The sequence below is a fragment of the Sphaerimonospora cavernae genome (assembly GCF_042435035.1).
Classification (GTDB): Bacteria; Actinomycetota; Actinomycetes; order Streptosporangiales; family Streptosporangiaceae; genus Sphaerimonospora; species Sphaerimonospora cavernae.
The window spans coordinates 54,344-76,544 of the sequence record NZ_JBHMQT010000054.1 but is presented as its reverse complement, the minus strand read 5'-3'; the positions used below and the strand labels follow the sequence as shown (position 1 = coordinate 76,544).

At 70.2% G+C, this 22,201-nt stretch carries 17 protein-coding genes and 1 pseudogene; 10 read left to right on the top strand and 8 right to left on the bottom strand.

What is annotated here, in order from left to right:
- Positions 1–48: 48 nt before the first annotated feature.
- Positions 49–1,611, bottom strand: coding sequence for a flavin-containing monooxygenase (locus tag ACFHYQ_RS23845; protein ID WP_394303358.1), 1,563 nt, complete (start codon positions 1,609–1,611; stop codon positions 49–51).
- A 229-nt stretch (positions 1,612–1,840) separates the two neighbouring features.
- On the opposite strand from ACFHYQ_RS23845, the gene ACFHYQ_RS23840 reads away from it, so the two are divergent.
- Positions 1,841–2,308: a hypothetical protein gene (locus tag ACFHYQ_RS23840; RefSeq protein WP_394303357.1), complete on the top strand. Its 468-nt coding sequence runs from the start codon at positions 1,841–1,843 to the stop codon at positions 2,306–2,308.
- 27 nt (positions 2,309–2,335) lie between these two features.
- On the opposite strand, the gene ACFHYQ_RS23835 is transcribed toward ACFHYQ_RS23840, so the two are convergent.
- The 4 genes from ACFHYQ_RS23835 to ACFHYQ_RS23820 form a co-directional block, all read right to left on the bottom strand.
- Positions 2,336–3,313 carry an AraC family transcriptional regulator gene (locus ACFHYQ_RS23835; protein WP_394303356.1) on the bottom strand — a complete coding sequence of 326 codons (978 nt, stop codon included), beginning with the start codon at positions 3,311–3,313 and terminating at the stop codon, positions 2,336–2,338.
- A 304-nt stretch (positions 3,314–3,617) separates the two neighbouring features.
- Complete coding sequence (locus tag ACFHYQ_RS23830; protein ID WP_394303355.1) at positions 3,618–4,598, bottom strand: AraC family transcriptional regulator; 981 nt, start codon at positions 4,596–4,598, stop codon at positions 3,618–3,620.
- 157 nt (positions 4,599–4,755) lie between these two features.
- Complete coding sequence (locus ACFHYQ_RS23825; RefSeq protein WP_394303354.1) at positions 4,756–5,163, bottom strand: putative zinc-binding protein; 408 nt, start codon at positions 5,161–5,163, stop codon at positions 4,756–4,758.
- 144 nt (positions 5,164–5,307) lie between these two features.
- Positions 5,308–5,718, bottom strand: coding sequence for a DUF1707 SHOCT-like domain-containing protein (locus ACFHYQ_RS23820; protein ID WP_394303353.1), 411 nt, complete (start codon positions 5,716–5,718; stop codon positions 5,308–5,310).
- Positions 5,719–6,092: 374 nt separating this feature from the next.
- Between ACFHYQ_RS23820 and ACFHYQ_RS23815 the strand changes: the two genes are divergently transcribed.
- The 3 genes from ACFHYQ_RS23815 (at position 6,093) to ACFHYQ_RS23805 (ending at position 11,548) form a co-directional block, all read left to right on the top strand.
- Positions 6,093–7,436: a KamA family radical SAM protein gene (locus ACFHYQ_RS23815; protein WP_394303352.1), complete on the top strand. Its 1,344-nt coding sequence runs from the start codon at positions 6,093–6,095 to the stop codon at positions 7,434–7,436.
- 238 nt (positions 7,437–7,674) lie between these two features.
- A complete protein-coding gene (locus tag ACFHYQ_RS23810) occupies positions 7,675–7,941 on the top strand; it encodes a DUF6504 family protein (protein WP_394303351.1) in 267 nt (88 codons plus the stop codon).
- 40 nt (positions 7,942–7,981) lie between these two features.
- Positions 7,982–11,548: a DNA polymerase III subunit alpha gene (locus ACFHYQ_RS23805; protein ID WP_394303350.1), complete on the top strand. Its 3,567-nt coding sequence runs from the start codon at positions 7,982–7,984 to the stop codon at positions 11,546–11,548.
- Positions 11,549–11,778: 230 nt separating this feature from the next.
- Here the strand turns inward: ACFHYQ_RS23805 and ACFHYQ_RS23800 are convergent.
- Positions 11,779–12,363 (bottom strand): annotated as a pseudogene (locus ACFHYQ_RS23800) (DUF4328 domain-containing protein); the annotation flags it as partial.
- A 161-nt stretch (positions 12,364–12,524) separates the two neighbouring features.
- On the opposite strand from ACFHYQ_RS23800, the gene ACFHYQ_RS23795 reads away from it, so the two are divergent.
- Entirely contained in the window at positions 12,525–13,517 is a 993-nt protein-coding gene (locus ACFHYQ_RS23795) for a DMT family transporter (RefSeq protein WP_394303349.1), read from the top strand.
- A 162-nt stretch (positions 13,518–13,679) separates the two neighbouring features.
- Here ACFHYQ_RS23795 and ACFHYQ_RS23790 read toward each other — a convergent pair whose 3' ends face one another.
- A complete protein-coding gene (locus ACFHYQ_RS23790) occupies positions 13,680–14,750 on the bottom strand; it encodes a baeRF2 domain-containing protein (protein WP_394303348.1) in 1,071 nt (356 codons plus the stop codon).
- 11 nt (positions 14,751–14,761) lie between these two features.
- A complete protein-coding gene (locus tag ACFHYQ_RS23785; protein WP_204017451.1) occupies positions 14,762–15,181 on the bottom strand; it encodes a DUF2795 domain-containing protein in 420 nt (139 codons plus the stop codon).
- Positions 15,182–15,315: 134 nt separating this feature from the next.
- Here ACFHYQ_RS23785 and ACFHYQ_RS23780 point away from each other — a divergent pair, with 134 nt between their 5' ends.
- From ACFHYQ_RS23780 to ACFHYQ_RS23760, 5 genes are all read left to right on the top strand, one after another.
- On the top strand, positions 15,316–16,401 hold the full coding sequence (locus ACFHYQ_RS23780; RefSeq protein ID WP_394303347.1) for a GNAT family N-acetyltransferase: 1,086 nt from the start codon (positions 15,316–15,318) through the stop codon (positions 16,399–16,401).
- Between the two features lie 130 nt (positions 16,402–16,531).
- Positions 16,532–17,509: a sirohydrochlorin chelatase gene (locus tag ACFHYQ_RS23775; RefSeq protein ID WP_394303346.1), complete on the top strand. Its 978-nt coding sequence runs from the start codon at positions 16,532–16,534 to the stop codon at positions 17,507–17,509.
- Between the two features lie 62 nt (positions 17,510–17,571).
- Positions 17,572–18,657 (top strand): nicotinate-nucleotide--dimethylbenzimidazole phosphoribosyltransferase, encoded by a 1,086-nt coding sequence (gene cobT / locus ACFHYQ_RS23770; protein ID WP_394303345.1) that lies wholly within the window; start codon positions 17,572–17,574, stop codon positions 18,655–18,657.
- A 173-nt stretch (positions 18,658–18,830) separates the two neighbouring features.
- Positions 18,831–20,063: a uroporphyrinogen-III C-methyltransferase gene (cobA, locus tag ACFHYQ_RS23765; protein WP_394303344.1), complete on the top strand. Its 1,233-nt coding sequence runs from the start codon at positions 18,831–18,833 to the stop codon at positions 20,061–20,063.
- On the top strand, positions 20,060–22,198 hold the full coding sequence (locus tag ACFHYQ_RS23760; RefSeq protein WP_394303343.1) for a dynamin family protein: 2,139 nt from the start codon (positions 20,060–20,062) through the stop codon (positions 22,196–22,198). The genes cobA and ACFHYQ_RS23760 overlap by 4 nt, the downstream gene beginning before the upstream one ends.
- Positions 22,199–22,201: the final 3 nt, after the last annotated feature.

Sequence of the window (22,201 nt, the reverse complement as noted above, 5' to 3'; positions counted from 1 at the left end):
CTACGGCGTCCGCGGGTTCTCTCCCTGCCGTCCCCAAACCCACCGCCCTCACGCGTTGTTCCCCACCTCCCCGGAGAACATCCCGGCAGGGGGACACAGGGCGCGGCGGGGAGTGGGGCGGAGGCCGCGGCGCAGGTTGGCACGCATCGTGGTCGCGGCGTCGAGCGCATAGTTCTGCCGCATTCTCCAGGGCGCCCGGGGACCCTGCCGGGGGAAGTCGTCGATGGAACGCCGAACGTAACCGGAGGCCAGATCCAGCAGCGGGTGCTCCTCGAGTTCGCGGTCGGGGTACGGCACGACCGCGGCGTAGTCATGCCGGTCCATCCACTTGAGCACCTTGCAGACCAGGCGCGAGGTCAGGTCGGCGCGCAGCGTCCAGGACGCGTTGGTGTATCCGATGCAGATCGCGAAGTTCGGAATGCCGGTGAGCATCGCGCCACGCCACACGAACTGCTCGGGCAACGCCACCTCGACCCCGTCCACGGCCGGCGCCACGCCGCCGAAGGCCCGCAACCGCAGTCCGGTGGCGGTCACGATGATGTCGGCCTCGAGCACGCGGCCGGATCTCAGGCGGATCCCCCCGGCGACGAACCGGTCGATGTGGTCGGTGACCACGTCGGCGCGGCCGGCCTTGACCGCCCGGAACAGATCGCCGTCGGGGATGGCGCACACCCGCTGGTCCCAGACGTCGTACGGGGGCGTGAAGTGTTCGGCCACCAACCGCCGGTCGCCGAGGACCTTCGCGGCCAGACCGGTGAGGAGCCGCCGCGCCGCCCCGGGGAATCGGCGGCACCACTGGTAGGAAACGGTGCCGAAGGCGATGTTCTTCGTACGGACCAGCCGGTGAGCGACCTTCGAAGGCAGCCTTCGCCGGCACCAGTCGGCGAACTTGTCCCGCCCGGAGAGCGACGCGATCCAGGTGGGGGTGCGCTGCAGCATGGTGACGTGCCCGGCCTGTTCGGCCATGGCCGGGACGATGGTCACGGCGGTGGCGCCGGAGCCGATGACGACCACCCGTTCGCCGGCGTAGTCGAGGTCGCCCGGCCAGAACTGGGGATGCACGACGGTCCCGGCGAAGTCCTCGACGCCGGGAAACGCGGGCTCGTGCCCCCGGTCGTAGTCGTAGTAGCCGGCGCACGAGTACAGGAAGCCGCAGGTGACGGTGTGCTGGGAGATCCCCGCAGCGCCGCGCCGCTCAACGGTCAGGGTCCAGGTGGCGGTGGCGGTGTCGAAGTCGGCCCCGACGACCCTGCTCGCGAACCGGATCCGCCGTTCGATGTCGAACTCGGCCGCCGTCTGGCGGACATAGGACAGGATCGTCTCACCGTCGGCCAGCGCCTTCGTCCCGTGCCACGGCTTGAACTGATATCCGAGGGTGAACATGTCGGAGTCGGAGCGGACGCCCGGATAGCGGAACAGGTCCCAGGTGCCGCCGATCGAATCGCGGGCCTCGAGGATCGCATACGTCTTCCCCGGGCACTCGGTCTGCAGCCGGTACGCGGCACCGATCCCGGAAAGGCCCGCGCCCATGATGACCACGTCATAGTGCGGTGGGTCGTCTCGCCGCGAGGAGCCGTGCCCTGCCGCGGTCTCGTGATCCATGTCGTTCATGCCGTGGCGTTTCCGTTCTGAGGCCGGCTGTCCTTCGCCATGTGAGCGTCTCACGGCCGGAGCGGGGCGGAGAGCCGGGCTGTCGTTCGCTATCCGGATAGCGGCCCTCGTACGGCGGATAGCCGGTCATGGCACCCCTGCCTACTCTTCAATGCAGAACAGTCTTTCCGTCCATGTGGACCCTGTATCGGGGGGCGTGGCAGGGCGGAGGGGGGAGGGCGTCTCGCCGGTGACCGAGGAGCACAGCATGATGAACTGCCCGACCATCGACGGCTCGGCCGCCGTCGTCACGGCGCCGCCGTTCAAGAACATGTACACATGTGAATTGCCGCACCTCCCCGAGGGAGTCGGCATGGTGCGCCGCTGTGCGCAGGGCGTGCTGGCAGCCTGGGGGATCCCCGCCGCCGCCGCGCAGGAGGCCCTGCTGGCGATCTCCGACCTTGTCACCGACTCCGTCATGCACGGCCTGCCGCCGGCCGAGTTGCGGCTCTCCCTGCGCCGCGACGGCGTGCGTACGGTGGTCCGCGTCGAGATCGTCGAGACCGAGACGGCGCTGGCGCCGGTGTGGCCGGGCGTCGCGCCCCGGCGTGACGTACTCGGCTGCGGCAGCGCCCTGGTCAAGGCCCTGGCCGTTCGGTATGGCACCGACAGCCGTTCCGGCGTCATCACCCGCTGGGCCGACCTGCCGGCGTTCTGACCGTTCCCGGGTCAGCGGCTTCGGGGGTCAGTGGCGCAGTGTGTCGGAGGGGGTCTGGCCGAAGCGCTGCCGGTAGGCGGTGGAGAAGCGGCCGAGGTGGACGAAGCCCCAGCGGAAGGCGATGTCGGTGACGGTGGTGGTGCCGGGGGCGCCGACGGTCAGTTCGGCGTGGACGCGGTCGAGGCGTACGTCTCGCAGGTAGGCCATGGGTGTGGTGTCCAGGTGGCGGCGGAATCCGTCCTGGAGTGCCCGGGTGCCGACGCCGACGGCCTCGGCGATGTCCTCCACCGTGAGGGGTTCGGGGGCGTGCGCCTCGATGAGTTCCATGGCCCGCTTCACGACGGGCGGTGCGACCCGTGGTTGCTCTCCGAGCAGCGCGGGGGTGTAGGTGTTGGGCTGCGCCAGCAGGAGTTGCGTCATCAGCAGCCCCTCCATCTGCTTGACGGCCAGCGGCTGGCTCAGCATGCCGCCCGGGTTTTCTGCCTCTACCTTGAGCAACTCGATGAGCGACAGCCACGAGCGGCAGGCGGGCTGGGTGAAATCCATGCCCAGGGAGAAGACGAGCGGCCTGCGCAGTCGCCGGCCGAGCATCTGGCTGAGGCGGGTTTCCAGCGCGGGGCGGTCGAATCGCGCGATGAGCTGCGAGTTCTCGGCCGCCCAGTGCATCGTCATGCGCTCTGTCGGTGACAGCACAGAGGCGAGCCCAGTGGTGGACACGATCTGTTCTTGGCCGTGTGACACCTCGGCGACACCGGTCAGCGGGATCTCGACGAAGAAGGCACTCTCCATCGCGTCCAACGAGATCGACACCTCCGCGCCATAGCCGAGGGAGAACAGGCCGGTCTGCTCGAACATCATCCCGTTCAGGCGGGCGTCGAGCCGAGCCCCTTTCGCGAGGCGCAGCCTGTGGGGAGCAAGAGCCTTCCCGACCTCTGCGCTGGCCTCGTCGGCGTCATGCGTGTGCAGTCGCTCATGCTCGGTGAGCGGGAGCGTCTGAGCGGTCAAGTCCACCTCCTCCCGGGATCGACGGTCCGGACGGCACTACGCCCCAAGGGCCGGCGGTCGTTTATTCACAGCCGACGTGGTTTCAATTCGCATGATACGAGTCGACGGCAAGTTGAAGTTGACCGGTAATGCACGCCCTTGTTACCTGTGATGCAACGGGTGTGCGATATTCATCATTTCTCTCCCGGTGCCGAGCCGTGATAACTCTAATTCTTGTTAAAGAACGATCGCCCTTTGGCTTCGTACGGCAGGCGTCGCCGGCTCCGTCGGGAGGCCCTTGCACGGACCCTCGGGCGGGACGGGGTCAGTGGCGCAGTGTGTCGGAGGGGGTCTGGCCGAAGCGCTGCCGGTAGGCGGTGGAGAAGCGGCCGAGGTGGACGAAGCCCCAGCGGAAGGCGATGTCGGTGACGGTGGTGGTGCCGGGGGCGCCGACGGTCAGTTCGGCGTGGACGCGGTCGAGGCGTACGTTCCGCAGGTAGGCCATGGGTGTGGTGTCCAGGTGGCGGCGGAATCCGTCCTGGAGTGCCCGGGTGCCGACGCCGACGGCCTCGGCGATGTCCTCCACCGTGAGGGGTTCGGGGGCGTGCGCCTCGATGAGTTCCATGGCCCGCTTCACGGTGGGCGGTGCGACGCGGGGCTGTTCCCCGAGCAGCGCGGGCGTGTAATTGTTGGGCTGGGCCAGCAGGAGTTGCGTCATGAGCAGGTCCTCCATCTGCCTGAGAGCCAGCGGCTGGGCCAGCATGGTGCCGTCGGCCTCGGCCTCCCGGCGAAGCAGGTCGACGATCGACAGCCAGGACCGGGACGAGGACTGGGTCAGGTCCATGCCCAGGGAGAAGGAGATCGGCCCGCGAAGTCGCCGTCCCAGCATGTTGCCGAGGTGGGATTCGAGTGCGGAGCGGTCGAAGCGCACCATGAGCTGCGGGTTCCCGGCCGACCATCGCAAGGTCAGCCGATCCGTCGGTGACAGTACGGAGGCGAGCTTCGTCGTGGACACGAGCCGGTCCCGGCCTTGGACCACCTCGGCGACACCGGCCAGCGGGATCGCGACGAGAAAACTGCTCTCCCACGGGCGCGGCGTGATCAGCACCTCCGCTCCATAGTCGAGGGCGCACAGCCCGGTCCGGTCGAAGTTCACCGCATTCATACGGGCGTCGAGCCGAGTCTCGCGCTGCGCCAGGCGCAGTCCGAAGTCAGGGAGGGTGCCCGTGACCTGTGCACGGGCCTCATCGAGGTCATGCGTGTGAAACCGCTCATGCGCGGCGAGCGGTAGCGACTGAGCGGTCATGTCCACCCCCTCGCGATCACGAGACCCGGACAGGTATGGAGAGAGACAGCGGTCACGCGATTTCCGCGAACCCAGATTCAACCCGAACTAGGTTTCAACCCACACACTTCGCCACCAATTCCCCCGCCGTCCGCCAAGCGGCATCCAACCCGCGTGATCAGGCAGTCATCGCCTTGCCGGCAGGGTCGGGCGAGGCCAGTCGGTGAGCGGCCTCGACGACCGGTGCGAGCACGGTCTCGGCCTGCTCGGAGTCGTAGTCGATGTGCTTGCGCTTGGGCACGCCGTACGTGCCCAGCATGACGTGCTCGTCGGGGACCACGTCATGGCGCTTCAAAGTGGCGAGCACGCACATCAGGGGACAGCCGTCGAGAGCGAGGATCGGCCGTCCGGAGGTGGCCACCCGCACGAGGGACGGCACGTCCCCGCCGACGCCGGCGATGCACGACATCTCCGCCAGCCCCATGCGGTCGAGGCGCAGGGCCAGATCGTTGGCCATCTGCGCGGCGCTGGAACAGCCCGAGCATGAGTAGACGAGGGGAAGACGGGCTCGTCTCGACCGCACCATGATCCGTCCCTTCCTTGGGCGACACACGTCGTATCGATGCTGGCGCTCCGCTGCCTCTCCGGGGACCGGACCTTCGTCATCGATGAGGAGGACGTACGACCTCTGCGGGCTGCCCTCGTCCGCTCGTCCGCAGCCCTGAGGCGATCAGCACCTGCGGCCGCGATGGCCTCGCCACAGGTGGCGGTTGGCGAGCAGCACCGCCACGATGATGGGAGGCAAGAGGGGGAAGTGGCCCGTCGTCAGCAGAAGCGCCAGTCCCAGGGCGGTGGCGATTCCCGCGACCGCGAGGGCGTGCGGCAGGCCGGCCGGGTGCGGCCGGGACGCGGGCCGCCGCTGGGGAACCGACTGTGCCTGCGGCAGGTCGAAGATGAGGACGTCGAGATCGCGTCGGGTGCGGGCGTTGAGCGCCGCGTCCAGGCGTTGGTCCAGTTCGTGAGAGTTGAGCCGGCCTTCGCTGAACGCCTCGTGGAGCATCGTCGTCACCGCGTCCCGTTCGGCGTCGCCCACCCGGATGAGATCGTTGTGAGGATTCGTCCGGGGGCCGTAGGGGGTCATCGTTTCTCCTAACCGGTGATTCTTCGCTGACCCTGCGATTTCATTCTGAACGATCGGCGAGCAATTGGCGAAGAACCGGACAAATTGATCGGCCCGACGTCAAGCGCTCGTGGCGGAGCCGGCCGCCGGGCCGAGCCGTACGGATGAAAGTTTCACGGTCCATTGACGGGTGGCCCTGCGTCGTTCTTGGTCGCGCCGAGATCCGGCCTGTCTCCGGCGTCACTCACGCCTCACTGATATCGGTGGAACGGTGCAAAAAACGACAAACATGACAAAAGGCGTGACATCTGTTCAAATGGGAAGGGATTGCGAGCGCCTCGCCGGTGCCGTGATCGTGTAGGTTCCCCGCTTCCGATCCCAAGGAACGCCCCACGGTGACCTTGATTTACGATGCCGCACCCTCGGCTGCACCGACCCTGTCCCCCAAATTCCGCGTATTCACCTCGAGACATCTGGACGAGCTCCTGGCACGGGCCGGGCTGACCCCCGATCAGCGGGTCGCCGCCCGGGCCGTGGCCACAGTGCTGCCCTTCCGCACGAACAACTACGTCGTCGACGAGCTGATCGACTGGCATGCCGCGCCGGACGATCCGATCTACCGGCTGATCTTCCCGCAGGAGGACATGCTTCCTCCGGAGGATGTGGCCCACCTCGCGGACCTGCTGCGCCGGCAGGCGCCCACGGGTGAGGTCGCCGCCGCGGCGACGGCGGTGCGCAGGAAGCTCAATCCGCATCCGGCCGGGCAACTGCAGCTCAACGTCCCCACCTTCGCCGGAGACGAACTGCCCGGCGTCCAGCACAAGTACGACGAGACGGCGCTGTTCTTCCCCAGGCAGGGGCAGACCTGCCACGCGTACTGCACCTACTGCTTCCGCTGGGCGCAGTTCGTCGGCGAGCCCGATCTGAAGATGGCCGCCGAGGATGTCGGCAGGTTGAAGGAGTACCTGCTGGCGCACCCGGGGATCACCGGTGTCCTGTTCACCGGCGGCGACCCGATGATCATGAGGGCGTCCGTGCTGAGCAGGCACATCGAGCCGCTGCTGGATCTGGAGCAGCTGGAGTCCATCCGGATCGGCACCAAGTCCCTGGCCTACTGGCCGTACAAGTTCCTCACCGACCCGGATGCCGACGACATGCTGCGCCTGTTCGAGAAGGTGGTGCGGTCGGGCCGGAACCTCGCCTTCATGGCGCACTTCACCCACCCACGGGAGTTGGCGTCCCCAGCGGTGGGGGAGGCGGTGCGCCGGATCCGCGACACCGGTGCGATCATCCGTACCCAGGCCCCGCTGATCCGCTCGATCAACGACGATGCGGTGCTCTGGGAGAGCATGTGGCGGCAGCAGACCCGCATGGGGATGATCCCCTACTACATGTTCGTCGAGCGCGACACCGGCCCGCAGGACTACTTCGCGGTGCCGCTCGCCCGGGCCCAACAGATCTTCCGGGACGCCTACCGGAACGTTTCCGGCCTGGCTCGCACGGTGCGCGGCCCCTCGATGTCGGCGACTCCGGGCAAGGTCTGCGTCGACGGTGTCGTGGAGCTGTCCGGCGAGAAGGTCTTCGCGCTGCACCTCATCCAGTGCCGGGACTCCAGCCTGGTCAACCAGCCCTTCTTCGCCAAATATGATCCCGAAGCGATCTGGCTCGACGACCTCGAGCCCGCCTTCGCCGACCGGTTCCCCTTCGAGGATCTGAAGTCGGCGAACGGTTCGCCCTGACGGGTGGTCAGCCCGATCCCGCGACGGACAACAGGGCCCGGCCGGCGAAACGACCGGCCGGGCCCATCGGCGTCTGACTCAGCCACCCCGGCCCCGCCGGTGTGGGCCTGCCCTTGAGGTGTGGCGACTTGCGTTCGGGCTGCTGGGGAACGTATGTTCGAAGTAGCGGCGAGTGACTTCGCCGGTCGATCCGCCCGTCTTCCCCCGGGTGGCAGGGAGAGCCACAGGGAGAAGTGCCTTGAGCAAGCTTTACGGCGATCCGATCGAGGTATGGACCAGGGGCGGGCAGCCGGTCCAGTTCGTCTGGCGTGATCGGCTCTACACCATCCGTGAGGTGCAGGACCACTGGGTGGTCGCCCGCGAGTGGTGGAAGACCTCCGACAACGACCCCGGCGAGCGGCGTTTCTGGCGGGTGGCGGCCGCGGACGGCCGGGAGATCGGAACTTATGAGCTGCGTTTTGACTCCGCCGGCGGTGTCTGGCTCCTGCTGAGGGCATGGGACTGATGGAAAAGTTCCGGACGCGAGACGCGGTGGGAGGGCCCTGATGGCCCCCTTCATCCACCTTCATACGGCTTCTGCCTACTCCCTCAGGTACGGCACGGCCTTCCCGGACTCGCTCGCGCGGCGGGCGGCCGAGCATGGCATGGACATGCTCGCGCTGACCGACCGCGACGGCCTCTACGGCGCGATCAAGCACGTCCAGGCGTGTCACGGCAGGGGCATCACGCCGATCGTCGGCGTCGACCTCGTCCTCCGCGACGGCCATGCCGTGTCGGTCCCGGGCGGTGGGAAACGCGGCGGGAACGGCGAGCCGCGGCGGATCGTCGTGCTGGCCCGGTCCGACGGCTGGGCGACGCTGTGCCGGCTGGTCACGGCCGCCCATCGACTCGGAGAGCGCGGCGAGCCGTATGTCACGCCGGAGACGGTGGCCGAACACGCCGTCGGCACGGTCGGCGTCGGGGCCGGCGTCGGGGCCGGCGTCGGGGGCTGCGGGCCGCGGCTGACGGTGCTGCTCGGTCCCCGCTCGGACGTCGGCCGCGCGGTGGCGGAACGCCGCGACGACCGGGCCCGCGCGCTGCTGGACGCGTGGCGCTCCGCGGTGCCCGATGTCGCGGTCGAGGTGACCGACCTGTACGGCTACCGCGACGCGAACACGGCCACCCGCATGCTGGGCCTCGCCTACTCGATGGGCGTACCCGCCGTGCTGACCAACGATGTCCGCTATCTGGACGCCGCCGACCACCAGGTCGGCAACGTGCTCGACGCGGCGCGCCGGCTCGTGCCGCTCCACCCGAGGCACGTCGATCATCCCACCGCGCACGCCTACCTCAAGGACGGCCGCGAGATGGCACGGGTGGCCCTCCGGATCTGCGGAGGCGACCTGGACCTGGCCGAACGGCTGCTGGGGGAGACGCGACGGGTCGCCGAGCGGTGCGCGCTCGACCCCGTCGAGATCGTTCCCCTGCTCGATGGCGAGAATCCCCGGCTCCACCTGCCGGAGATCGGCGAGGACCCGGTGCCGCTGCTGCGCCGCCGCTGCGAGGACGGGCTGCGCCGCCGAGGGCTGAGTCGTCCGGGTTCGGCCCGTACGGCAGACGCACGCGGACGGCTGGCCGCGGAGCTGGCGATCATCGAGAAGAAGCGGCTGTCCGGATATTTCATCACCGTCGCCGATATCACGGATCTGATCCGCTCGATGGGCGTCCGCTGCGCCATCCGCGGCTCCGGCGCGGGCAGCCTGGTCAACTACCTCATCGGCATCGGCGACGTGGACCCGCTCGAACACGGCCTGCTGATGGAGCGCTTCCTGTCCGAGGGACGCCGCGGCCTGCCCGACATCGACGTCGACGTGGAGTCGGCGCGCCGCCTCGACTGCTACCGGGCGATCCTCGGCCGGTACGGCGAGACCGGCGTGGCCTGCGTCTCGATGATGGAGACCTACCGCGCCCGCAGCGCGATCCGGGACGTCGGGGCCGCCATGGGCCTGCCCCCGCATGAGATCGACGTCATCGCCAAGGCGTTCCCGCACGTCCGGGCCGGGCAGATCCGCGCCGCGCTGTCCGATCTGCCGGAACTACGCGACAGCGGGCTGAACGACCGGTCGCTGGAGACCGTGTTCCGGCTGGCCGAACGGCTCGACGGGCTGCCCAGGCACATCGCGCTGCATCCGTGCGGTGTACTGATCGGCAACTCCACGCTCCGCGACCGCACTCCGGTGGAGCGCAGCATGCTGGACTTCCCGATGTCGCAGTTCGACAAGGACGACGTCGAGGCGGCCGGCCTGCTCAAGCTCGACGTGCTCGGCGTGCGCATGCAGTCGGCGATGGCCTACTCCCTCCGGGAGATCGAACGGGTCGACGGCCGGAAGATCGACCTGGACTCCGTCCCCCGCGATGACCGGGACGCCTACGACCTGATCCGCACCGGCCGCACGCTCGGCTGCTTCCAGATCGAGTCGCCGGGCCAGCGGGAGTTGGTCGCCAAGCTGGAACCCCGTACGATGCACGACCTGATCGTGGACATCTCCCTCTTCCGGCCGGGACCGGTCAACTCCGACATGGTCACGCCGTACCTGGAGGCCAGACACGGATTTCGCGAACCGGACTATCCGCACGAGAAGCTGCGAGAGCCGCTCAGGGAGACCCACGGCGTGGTCGTCTTCCACGAGCAGGTGCTGAGGGTCATCGACGTGATGACCGGATGCGGCCTTTCGGAGGCCGAGAAGGCACGCCGCGCCCTGGGTACGCCGGACGGCCGGGAGGCCGTGCGGGCCTGGTTCGTCCCGCTCGCCCGGGGCAGCGGCTTCGCCCCCGACGTGGTCGAGCGGGCGTGGCGGGTGCTCGACGCGTTCGGCGGGTTCGGGTTCTGCAAGGCGCACGCGGCGGCGTTCGCGCTGCCCACCTACCAGTCGGCGTGGCTGAAGCGGCATCACGCCGCCGCGTTCTTCGCCGGCGTGCTCACCCACGAGCCGGGCATGTATCCCGGCCGGGTGATCCTCGACGAGGCCCGCCAGTGCGGCGTCGACATCCTTCCGCTGGACGTCAACCACTCCGGCGGGACCTGGCTGGTCGAGCGGACCCCCGCCACCGGACACTCTGAGACCGGGCACGCCGGGATCGGCCGGGGGTACGGCCTGCGCGTGCCGTTCTCGGCCGTGAAGGGAGTGAGCGAGGCCGAGGTCGAGCGGATGGCCGCCGGGCAGCCGTACACCTCGCTGGCCGACTTCTGGGAGCGGGCCCGCCCGTCGAGGCCGGTCACCGAGCGGATCGTGGAGGTCGGCGGTCTCGACGCGCTGCACGGCCTCCGCCCGGGCGAGCCCAGGTGGCGTCCGGGCGAGCTGACGAGGCGGGACCTGATCGCCCAGGTGGGCGCCCTCGATCGGGCCTCAGGCCCGGGAACCGCCGGGCAGCTGCCCATGGGGTTCGCCGAGCGGGTCGTGCCGGGGGAGCTGCCGGAGATGAGCGAGGCCGAGGCCGTCGAGGCGGAGCTCGCGACCCTCGGCATGGACGTCAGCCGCCACGTGATCGGCTTCCACGACGAACTGCTCGACGCGATCGGCGTGACCAGGTCCAGGTATCTGCTCCGGCGGCGCAACGGCGCCGAGATCCTGGTGGCGGGGGCGAAGGTCGCCACCCAGACCCCCGCCATACGGTCGGGCCAGCGGGTGATCTTCACCACGCTGGACGACTCCACCGGCCTGATCGACCTGACGTTCTTCGAGTCCGTGCAGGCGCACACCGCCGCGACCGTGTTCGGATCGTGGTTGCTGGTCGCGAAGGGCGTGGTCAGGCGCACCGGGGCCAGGGCCGTCTCGCTGCGCGCCCTGAACTGCTGGAACCTGCTCGACCTCGACCGGCTCTGGCGTGATCACGGCATCGACGCCGTGCGAGCCGTGCTGAGCGAGGCGCCCGCGCCGCCCAGTGCGGCGGGCGCGGGCGTCGGCGGGCGACCCATCGAGTACGCCAACGGCTACCGGCTGTCGCCCTACTCCGACATCGGGCCCGCCCCGGGCGTCCGGGAGGGGCGGTTCCTGCGCCATCCGGAGGAGCCCCAGCGCCGGCTCTGGCATGCCAGCTCGGGCAGTTCGGGACCGACCCCCTCCGCCCGGTGACTGTTCCGTACGGCGCGGCGGTAGCTGGAACGATGCGCCGGCGGGCGGATCAGGCCCGGCCGTTCGGGATCGTCCCCGCCCTGCTGGATCGGATATGCCTGGCGGTCCTCAGGGCTCCTCCCGGTTCCGCCGCTCCGGTCGTCACCACCGTCATCGCAGTCATGATCCCGGCTGTCATCCCGGCCGTCATCACGGCACTCGTGGTCCTCGTGAAGGGAGGTGATCTCGCGGACCGTGGCCGCGCACAGGATCGCCGCGACCACGACGGCGGCCAACGCGGGCAGGCCGACTCCCGTCAGGTCCCGCCCCGGCTGCGTCGGACGGGCGAACACCAAGCCGAGCGCCCCCAGCCAGCTCAGCCACCAGCAGCCGACCAGCAGCAGCCATCGTGGCCGCTGCGCGCCATGCCCCGGAGTGAGCCGGGGGCGGTTGTTCCGTACGGCTTCGCGCCAGGCCAGGTCGGCGAGGATCGGGGGCATCACCAGGTTGACGCCGGGTAGCAGCCACGCGGCGGCCAGTGCCAGCGCGGGCGTGCCGGGCCGTACCCGCCGCAACCAGGCCAAATAGGCGGATCCGGCAAGTGCTGTCGCCGCCGATACAGTGATTATCAAGATCGCGAAGGCGCTCACCGCCCCGACCACCTGGCCGGCCCCCGGCGCATCCGGATCACCGCCGAACGCCGCGAGCTGTCCGGCCAATCTCCGCCCTCTCGTCTCCTCGAACACGGCAAGTGCCCCTATGGCTACGGCTTGGGCCGCCAGGCCCGCGTACACGCCGGCCGCCGACCGGCTCACCCCTGACGAAGCGGACCGCATTGCATCTCCCCCCGGCATGCGCGTCACCTGCCTCACTCCTATCCCTCCGGCGTTGTCCCTAATCGGCACGGATCGCAGGCCGCCTGATCGAAAAAGTGTTCCCCACGAGTCGGGTCGTTCCGTACTGTTGTCCCGCTGTCAGATGAGCGAGGAGGACACGCATGAGTCGCCGGGGCTGGCTGCTGTTCCTGATCATGTGCTTCATCTGGGGCATTCCGTATCTGATGATCAAGGTGGCGGTCGAGAGCGTCTCGGTGCCCGTACTGATCTTCGTCCGCACCGCCGTCGGCGCCGCCGTCCTGCTCCCGTTGGCGCTGCGCGGCGGGCAGTTGGCCGGACTCGTCCGTTACTGGCGGCCACTGCTCGCCTTCGCCACCATCGAGATCATCCTCCCGTGGTGGCTGCTGTCCGACGCGGAACGGCGGGTCTCCAGTTCGATGGCGGCCCTGGTCATCGCGGCGGCGCCGATCATCGCGGTGGTGGCCGCCAGGATCATCGGCGACGGCGACGGCGACCGGCTCACCGCCGCCCGATGGGCGGGCCTGGTACTGGGCTTCGCCGGGGTCGTCGTGCTGGTCGGGCCCGACCTGCGGGGCGGCGACCCCTGGGCGATCGTCGAACTGCTGCTGACGGCGTGTGGGTACGCCACGGCCCCGCTGCTGGCGGCCCGCCGGCTCAAGGACGTTCCGTCGCTGCCGATGACCGCCGTCTGCCTCACCATCGCCGCGCTCGTCTACACGCCGGCGGCGGCGTTGAACTGGCCGCAGGTCATGCCCCCGGGACGGGTCCTGGCCGCATTGGCCGGTCTCGCCCTGATCTGCACCGCTCTGGCATTCGTTGTGTTCTTCGCGCTCATCCGAGAGGTCGGGCCCACCCGTTCGGTGATCTTCACCTACATCAACCCGGTCGTCGCGGTCCTGGCCGGAGTCGTCGTGCTCAGCGAGTCCGTCACGCCCGGCATGCTCATCGCCTCCGCCCTCATCCTCGGCGGCTCGGTGACGGCGGCGGGCCGGCGCCGGTCACCCGAGGACGAGGTCACGGACGACCTTCAGCGTGGGCTCGTCCCGGGGGTCCATGACCAGGAGGTCGGCGACCGGACTCGCCCGCCAGGCCGCCAGGCGGTCGCGGATGCGCCCGGGCAGGCCGACGAGTGAGATCCGCGCCACGCTGCAAGCTGGCCGTGATCTTGCGATTTCTCGCAACCATGCCCGCTGATCTGCTCAGTTCCCGTAAGGTATCGCCGCAAGTCAGTCGCGATCGCTGCGAGTATTCGCAAGATCACGGCTGGGGGTGGTGGCTTCGGGTCGGGACGTTTGTCAGAAACGCAGCACGGCGCCCACTCCGTCGGGTGACGGGAGGTGGTCGACGAACCAGAGATCGGCGTCCGTGCCGGCGACCGCCCGTGCCAGCGCGGAGTCGGCCCGCTCCTCGAACGGCTCGGCGACGCCCCAATCCAGCAGGTCGGCCCGGTCGGTGGACAGATGGGTCGGCTCCGGGCCCACCCACACCGTGGCCGTCGACGATGGGTCGTCGTGCAGCAGCAGCGTCCGTACGCGTGCGTCGCGCAGCGCCCGGGCCGTTTCCTGCAGTCCGGTCGCGTACGGCCCGGTTGCGTAGGCGTCGAGCAGTTCGGCACGGCATCGCTCGGCCCAGGCCTCGCATGCCCGGTCCACGTCGGCCTCGAAATTCCGTCGGTCCGCTCCGGCGGCCCGGCTGCCGTGTTCGGCCACGGTGACCTTCCTGGCAGTGTCCTTGCTGAGTCGCTCCATCACGAGGCCGCGCGACTTCGGGTCGCCGGCCAACACCACGATCTCGGCGCCGCTGTCGTGCACCTCCCTGTCCACGACCTCGGCGACGGCGACGGCGTTGCGGCGCCAGGTCTCCTCGGCGTCGCGGTCGTATCGCGTCTGCGACCAGCCGCCCTTTCCGGTCTTCTGCATCGGATAGTCCGTTGTGGACTCCACTGTCAGCTCCCGTCGTGCGCCGTTCCGGGCGATGACCAGATCGGCTCCCGCGTGGTCCGCGAGCACCTCGAGATGCGGCACCGGCTCCCCGCGCTGGGCCAGCAGAGGGACCACGTGGGGGAGCGGCGACCACCGCGCGGTCTGCCTGCGCGGCTGCACATGGAGAGGATGGGCGAACACGACCTCTCCGCCGGCCGCGAACACGGCCCGGCCGGGCGCGACCACGCGGGGATCCAGTACCAGTCCCCCGATGGGATCGAGGACGTCGGTCGGCGCGCCCGCCTCGGTCAGCCGCTCCCTGAGCATGGCCCAGCGCCGTTGGACCACGTCGGCCTGTCCCTGTTCGGACCGCTCGGTGTCGAGGTAGACCGAGGCGTACGGCCCCGGCCGGTCGTACAGCGGCCGGATGAAGTCGAGTCTCAACGCCCCTCCCGTCACCAGCGCCGGCGTTCGATCCCGAGCCCGAGAGCCTCGGCGACCTCGCCCACGTTGTGGAACCTGAAATGCTCGGGAAGCCGGCTCACCGCCTCTATCACGGCGTCCGGAGCATGCCTGCCCTCGGCGTGTGCCAGGAGTTTTCCCTGATCCGCGGGGTAGCCGGCGTCGCTCAGCCATTTGGCGAGGTTGCTCCGGCGCTCCACATCGGCGGGGGTGATGCCGCCGGGCGTCCCGGGCTCGTGGTGCGGAGAGTAGCTCCGGGGGGTCAGGTCCTCCTCAGGCAGATGTGAAGGTTCGGGTTCCTTCCATTCCTGCGCGTGGCTCGAGCCGGTTCCGCGTACGAGGCCCTGCGTCTCGTGCTTCTGCTCGTCGTCGAGGCGTGGGCCGTGCTTGTCGCTGCCGCGTTGGATACTCATGACCTCACCTCCCGATTAGGGTCACTGACGTGCCTCGTACCCGTAGCGACCGCGCCAAACATGGAGCGCGCCTGGGTCGATGCCGCATTTAACCCCTTTCGGGTGAAAAGTCCGGGTAGCTAGTGGAGTTGCGGGTGTTCGACGAGCGGCTGACGATCATCACTGAGCGGTTGGTGCTGCGACCGTTCCACCTGGACGACACGGCCCAGGTGAAGGTGGCCATCAAGGCGGGCGCGCACCCCACGACCCTGCCGCCGGGCGCTCCGGGGCACCCCTCGGGCATCGGACGGTGGCTGGCTCACGGGGTCCACGAGCTGTGGCGCTCCGGCCAGGGCATCCATCTCGCGATGCAGGCCCATGACGGCATCGTCGGCTCGATCAGCTTGTTCCGCGCGCAGTGGGCGGCTGGGATCGCCGAGGTGGGCTACGGCGTGCATCCGGCGCACCGGCGGCGCGGCTACGCGACCGAGGCGGTGCGCGGGCTCTGCGACCGGCTACTCGGTGAGAGCGTGCTGCGGAGGATCGAGCTGCGCGCCAACTCGGACAACACCGCGTCCTTACGGGTCGCCGAGAAGGGAGGCTTCGTCCGGGAGGGGCTGCTGCGCGGCGGCGGGTTCGAGGACGACGGGCCGCACGACCTCGTGGTCTTCGGCCGGCTGCGGGGCGACGACCGTACGGCGGCCGAGGGGCGCCGGCTGGAGGGCGAGCGCCTGGTGCTGCGGCCGTTCGTCCGGCGGGACGCCTTCGACGTCGTGGAGGCGGTCAGGGACGACCCGGAGATGCGCCGCTGGCTGACCTGGACCGCCGGCTACACCTTGGAGCAGGCGATCGAGTGGTGTACCCGGCTCTCCCATCCGGCGGGTCCCGGCGACGGCGGCAGCTTCGCCATCGAGCCGCGGGGGGGCGGCAGGCTGGCCGGAGCGATCGGCGTGCAGCGCGAGGATCATGAGCGCGGCGATGCCGAGGTGGGATACTGGATCGCGCCCTGGGCACGGCGGCGGGGATACGCCGCGGAGGCCGTGCGCATGCTCACCGCCCACCTCTTGCGGTCGGGCTTCCAGCGTGTCCACCTGCTGGTCGCGACGGGCAACCACGCCAGCCGGGCGGTCGCGAGGCGGGCGGGGTTCGTCGAGGAGGGCATCCTGCGGCAGGCTCTTCCGGTGCCGGATGGTCGGGCCGATGCCGTACTGTTCGGGGTGCTAAAGGGGGAGATTTCATGACATTTGGTAAAGAATTCCTGCATGGTCTGGGCCGTACGGTCAAGCGGAGCCCATGATTGGGCACGGAAGGCTATCCTCGCGAGCCGGGACGACGGCTGTTCGCAGGCCCAAGGCATGGGAGATCAGGTAGATGAAACCGCCGCTGCTGCTCATCGGCCATGGCACTCACGATGAGACCGGCGTGGCCGAGTTCGGCCGATTCGTTCACCGACTCCGCTGCCGCCTCGACGGGCTTCCCGCCGAGGTGAGCGGTGGTTTCATCACGAAGGCCCGCCCACCGCTCAGCGACTCCATCACCTCCCTCGTCACCCGGGGGCACCATCACGTGATCGCGGTGCCGCTCAGCCTGACCGGCGACCGGCGCGCCCTCGGCGACATCCCGGGCACGCTCGCGCTGGAGCAGGAGCGGCACCCGACCCTCGAATACGACCTGGGCCGTCCTCTCGGGCCCGATCCCCGGGTGCTCGAACTGCTCGCGGAACGGCTCGCCGACGCTCGCGCCGAGATGCCGAGGTTCGTGACCGAGGAGGCCCCGGAGGAGATCGCGCCGGGCGAGACCGCCGTCGTGCTCGTCGGCTACGGCTCGACCGAGCCTGCCGTCAACGCCGAGGTCCACCGGGTCTCCCGGCTGTTCTGGGAGACCCACGCCGCCGACCTGCTCACCGTCGAGACGGCCTATGTGTCGCACAGCCGCCCCGGCGTGCCCGGCGGGATCGAGCGGTGCCGCAGGCTCGGTGCCAAGCGGGTGATCGTCCTGCCCTATGTCCTGTTCGCCGGCGCCATTCTCGAGCGGATCTGGGCGCAGGCGCTGGCCTACGGCGCCAACCACGAGGGCCTCGACATCCGGTGTGCCGAGGTGATCGGCGACTGCGAGGGACTGGCGGATGTCGTCATCGACCGGTACGAGGAGGCGCTCGCCGGGGTCGGCCTGCCGCCCGGGCGGAGCCGGAACGCGTTCGACAAGATCGATGCGGTGGCTGACACTGAGATCGACGCCAAGCTCGACACAGAGAACGGCGCCGGGATCGGCTCCAAGATCGACCGTACGATCGAGACGGAGATCGGATCGGAGTCGCTGTCTCGGCCCGGCATCGCCAGCGCCGTCTGAGGAGCCCCAGCCAGGCGGTCGCCTCGAGGCCGTTTCCGGGGGCATACCGAGGAGGGTGAGCGGTGACGCCGATCGATGAGACGATAGCGGCCATTCGGCCGATCGACGCGAAGGCGATGGCGGAGGCGCGGGCGCATCAGGACCGGCTCACCAAACCGCGCGGCTCTCTCGGAGTGTTGGAGGACGTCGCGGTACGGCTGGCCGGGATCGCGGCGGTGTGCCCGCCCCCGCTCCCGACCCCGGCCGCGCTCGCGATCTTCGCCGCCGATCACGGTGTGCACGCCCGGGGAGTCTCACCCTGGCCCCAGGAGGTCACCGCACAGATGGTGGCCAACTTCACGGCCGGCGGAGCGGTGGCCAACGCGTTCGCCGCACAGGTGGGCGCCACGGTCACCGTCGTGGACGTGGGCGTGGCGGTCGACCTGCCGCCCGCGCCCGGACTGATCTCCTACAAGGTCGCGTACGGCACGGCCGACCTCTCCCAGGGGCCGGCGATGACGGCCGAGCAGACCCGGCAGGCCCTCGCGGCCGGGGCCGGAGTGGCTCGGGACCTGGTGGCGGCCGGTCACCGCTGCCTGATCACCGGTGACATGGGGATCGCGAACACCACCGCGTCCGCCGCCTTGATCTGCGCGTTCACCGGTCGGGATGCCGAGTCCGTGACCGGGCGGGGGACCGGCATCGACGACGCCATGCACCGGCACAAGATCGAGGTGGTACGGCAGGCCCTGCCGGCCAACGGCATCTCCCCGGCCGGAGCCGTACCAACCGGACCTGAGGAGGCGCTGCGGGTGCTCGCCGCGGTCGGCGGCCTGGAGCACGCGGCGATAGCCGGGTTCGTCCTCGGCGCGGCGGCCGAGCGGGTGCCGGTCATCCTCGACGGGGTGATCGCGGGGTCGGCCGCGCTGGCGGCCGCCGCGCTGGCGCCGGACGTGACCGGCTACTGCGTCGCGGGGCACCGATCGGCCGAGCCCGGCCACGCCGCCGCGCTGGCGCACCTCGGCCTGCGCCCCCTCGTGGACCTGGAGCTGCGTCTCGGCGAGGGCACCGGCGGTCTGCTCGCCCAGCCGCTGGTCGCCGCCGCGGCCCGGGTCATGCGCGAGGTCGCCACCTTCGACGCCGCCGGGGTGGCGGAGAAGAAACCATGAGGCACCATTGGAGCGGGCCCGTGGGACAGGGCCGCGGGAATGACCGCCGACAGGGGCACGTCGCTCGCGGCTCCGACACGCCTCACGGCCCCAACCGGTGGATTGCCGTCGCAACCCGACGGTAGGTTTGCTTCCTAACAAGACATGCTTGACGGATTGAGGAGACAGGCGTCATGGCGCCCTACCTGCTCGGCCTGCGCCTCGACGGGCGGAGGGTGCTCGTCGTCGGCGGTGGACGCGTCGCCCAGCGGCGGATCCCCGCCATGCTCGCCGCCGGAGCCTCGGTGACCCTTGTCTCGCCCGGCGTCACCCCGGCCCTCGACGACCTCATCGCGGCCGGCCGGGTGACCTGGGAGCGCCGGTCGTATCAGGTCGGTGACTGCGATGGCGCCTGGCTGGTGCAGGCCTGCACCGACCAGCGAGACGTGAACACGGCGGTCGCCGCCGAGGCCGACGCCAAGCGGATCTGGTGCGTGCGGGCCGACGACAAGGACGCCTCGGCCGCCTGGACGCCGGCCAGCGGGCGCGTCGATGAGGTAAGCGTGGCCGTGACCGCCGGAGGCGACCCCCGGCGTGCCGCCGGGATCCGCGACGCCGTGGTCGGCGCGCTGCGCGACGGCACCGTGGACGCCCGCCGCCACCGCAGCAAGCCCGTCGGCGTCGCGCTGGTCGGCGGAGGGCCGGGAGATCCAGGGCTGATCACCGTCCGGGGGCGCCAGCTCCTGGCGCAGGCCGACGTGGTCGTCGCCGACCGTCTCGCGCCCCGGGCCCTGCTCGACGAGCTGCCGCCCGATGTCGAGCTCGTCGACGCGGCGAAGGTCCCGTACGGCCGCTCGCTCTCCCAGGAAAAGATCAACGAGCTGCTCGTCGAACGCGCCCGCGAGGGCAAGTTCGTGGTCAGGCTGAAGGGGGGCGACCCGTTCGTCTTCGGCCGCGGCGGTGAGGAGGCCATCGCCTGCGCGCGTGCGGGCATACCGGTGATCGTCGTGCCCGGTGTCAGCAGCGCGGTCGCGGTCCCGGCCTCGGCCGGCGTCCCCGTCACCCACCGCGGCGTCAGCCAGGAGTTCCACGTGGTCTCGGTGCACGTCCCGCCGGGTGACCCCCGATCCACGGTCGACTGGCCGGCGCTGGCGCGATCGCGAGGGACGCTGGTCCTCCTGATGGCCGTCGAGCGGATCACCGAGATATCCGAAACCCTGCTCAGAGAGGGACGTTCACCGGAAACTCCCGCAATGGTGGTACAGGACGGTACGCTTCCGACGCAGCGAGCCGTCTCCGCCACATTGTCGACTGTGGCGGAACGGGTGGCCGCGGTCGGGGTACGGCCACCGGCGATCGCGATCATCGGCGAGGTCGTCAGAGTCGGCCAGGAGATCGAAATGGTGCGAGCGGAGCGGATCCCGTGAAATCCGCAGCCAGGCAGACGCCCGACAGTTCCGCGAACGGGGACGGTGATGCCGTGCCCGAGGAGTCGGCCATTGACGAGCACTCCGGGACGCCGGAGTCGGCGGAGACTCCGGCCGAGCAGACGATCGCGTTCCGTGCCGTCCAAGGCGATGATCCCGGCCTTCATCCCTCGGACGCCGGAGAGCCGGAGGCCGAGGCCGTACCGGACGGGGTCGACACCGAGACGGACGAGCCTGCGGCGGCACCCGAAGCGGCCCCCTCTGCAGCGGACGAGCCCGAGACCGACGCATCCGAGACCGACGCATCTGAGACCGATGAGCCCGGGGACGGCGACCCTGAGGGAGACGGGACCCGGGAGGACTGGCCGCAGGAGACCCCGTCCGGTCGGCGTCGCCGGGAGCTGCCGCTGCCGGAGCCGGTGTCAGCGGCGCTGACCGAGGCGCTCAACCAGCTGCGCGTGGCGGTCAAGGGGCTGCACTTCGGGCTCGACGTGCCGGGATCGGACGAGGCACGCAGGGCGCAGGCCGCCGTCTTGGCCCAGCTCGACGACTACGTCATCCCGCGCGTGCACATGAGCACGGCGCCCGCCCTGATCGTCGTGGCGGGCTCGACCGGCGCGGGCAAGTCGACCCTGGTCAACACGCTCGCCGCGCAGAAGGTCACGGCCACCGGAGTGCGCCGTCCCACCACCGCGACGCCCGTCCTCGCCTGCCACCCCGATGACTACGAGTGGTACGCCACGGGCGACCTGCTGGGCGGCCTGGCCAGGCTTGACCGCCCGGACGGCGACGGGGGAACGGACGGCGACAGGGGAACGGACGGCGACGAGGCGACGGGCGGCGCCCCCGGTCCGGACGGCTTCCTGCTGGTCCCGACTCCGCGGCTGCCCCAGGATGTGGCACTCCTGGACACTCCCGACATCGACTCGGTGGTGGAGGAGCACCACGAGAGCGCCCATCGGATGCTCGACGTGGCGGACCTGTGGATGTTCGTGACCACCGCGGCCCGGTACGCCGACGCCCCCTCCTGGGGTCTGCTGCGCCGGGCGAAGGAACGTGGCGCGCGACTGGTCATCGTGCTCTCCCGGGTGCCGGCGAAGTCCCGTGACGTCATCGTCAAGCACTTCGGCCGGATGCTCGACGAGTACGGCCTGGGCGAGGTCGAGCGCTTTGTGATCAATGAGACGGCGGTCCGGGACGGGCGGCTGCCGGAGGCGGAGATCGCCGAGCTGCGCATGTGGCTGGCCGAGCTGTCCGTCGACGACCAGCGGCGCGCGGCCGCCGTACGGGCGACGTTGAACGGTGTGCTGAACAGCTTCCGGATCCGGCTCCCCGCCCTCGCCCGTCACCTGGAAACCCAGGTGGCACTCCGGGCCGACCTGCGCTCGGACGTCGACGCCGCCTACGCGGGCGTGCTCACCGAGATCGACGAGACCACCCGCAACGGCTCGCTGCTGCGCGGCGAGGTGCTGGCCCGCTGGCAGGACTTCGCCGGCTCCGGTGACCTCATGCGCACGCTCCAGTTGCGCCGCGGCGGCAAGAGCCGGCAGCAGGACCCTGAGCGGGTGCCGCCACTCAGATCGGCTCTGCGCACCGCACTCGAATCCATGATTACCTCGGCTGCCCAGCGGGCGGCCGAAGACGTCGTCGCCCGCTGGCGGCACCGCGCCGGGGCGGGTGATCGTCTGGCCGCCACTCCCGGGCTCGGCCGTCACTCCGAGGAACTGGTACGAAGGACGGCCGGCGCGATCAGTGCCTGGCAGGACCACGTGACCGAGCTGATCCGGACCGAGGGCGTGACCAAGCGATCGGTCGCGAAGATCATCTCGTTCGATGTGGAGTCACTCTCGCTGATCTTCACGGTCGGTCTGCTGGGGTACGGCGCCACCGACATGACGGCGGCCGGCGCGGGCACCAGTTCGCTGCCGCAGCGGCTGCTGCGTGGGCTGCTCGGCGCGGAGTCCTTGCGCAGCATCGGTGCGAAGGCTCGCAGCGATCTACGTGCGCGGATCGGCCTGCTCTTCGATGAGGAGATGCTCCGCTACGTGGACGTTCTGGACAACGCCGGAATTCCCGACGAGGCCGCCGCCACCCGGCTGTACCAGGCGACCTACAACCTCGAGGTGGCGCGATGACGA

Excerpts from the sequence above, each read along its gene's own strand:
- ACFHYQ_RS23845 (WP_394303358.1), bottom strand. The coding sequence starts at position 1,611 with ATGAACGACATGGATCACGAGACCGCGGCAGGGCACGGCTCCTCGCGG.
- ACFHYQ_RS23830 (WP_394303355.1), bottom strand. The coding sequence starts at position 4,598 with ATGACCGCTCAGTCGCTACCGCTCGCCGCGCATGAGCGGTTTCACACG.
- ACFHYQ_RS23825 (WP_394303354.1), bottom strand. The coding sequence starts at position 5,163 with ATGGTGCGGTCGAGACGAGCCCGTCTTCCCCTCGTCTACTCATGCTCG.
- ACFHYQ_RS23820 (WP_394303353.1), bottom strand. The coding sequence starts at position 5,718 with ATGACCCCCTACGGCCCCCGGACGAATCCTCACAACGATCTCATCCGG.
- ACFHYQ_RS23805 (WP_394303350.1), top strand. The coding sequence starts at position 7,982 with ATGGCCCCCTTCATCCACCTTCATACGGCTTCTGCCTACTCCCTCAGG.
- ACFHYQ_RS23795 (WP_394303349.1), top strand. The coding sequence starts at position 12,525 with ATGAGTCGCCGGGGCTGGCTGCTGTTCCTGATCATGTGCTTCATCTGG.
- ACFHYQ_RS23785 (WP_204017451.1), bottom strand. The coding sequence starts at position 15,181 with ATGAGTATCCAACGCGGCAGCGACAAGCACGGCCCACGCCTCGACGAC.
- ACFHYQ_RS23775 (WP_394303346.1), top strand. The coding sequence starts at position 16,532 with ATGAAACCGCCGCTGCTGCTCATCGGCCATGGCACTCACGATGAGACC.
- cobA (WP_394303344.1), top strand. The coding sequence starts at position 18,831 with ATGGCGCCCTACCTGCTCGGCCTGCGCCTCGACGGGCGGAGGGTGCTC.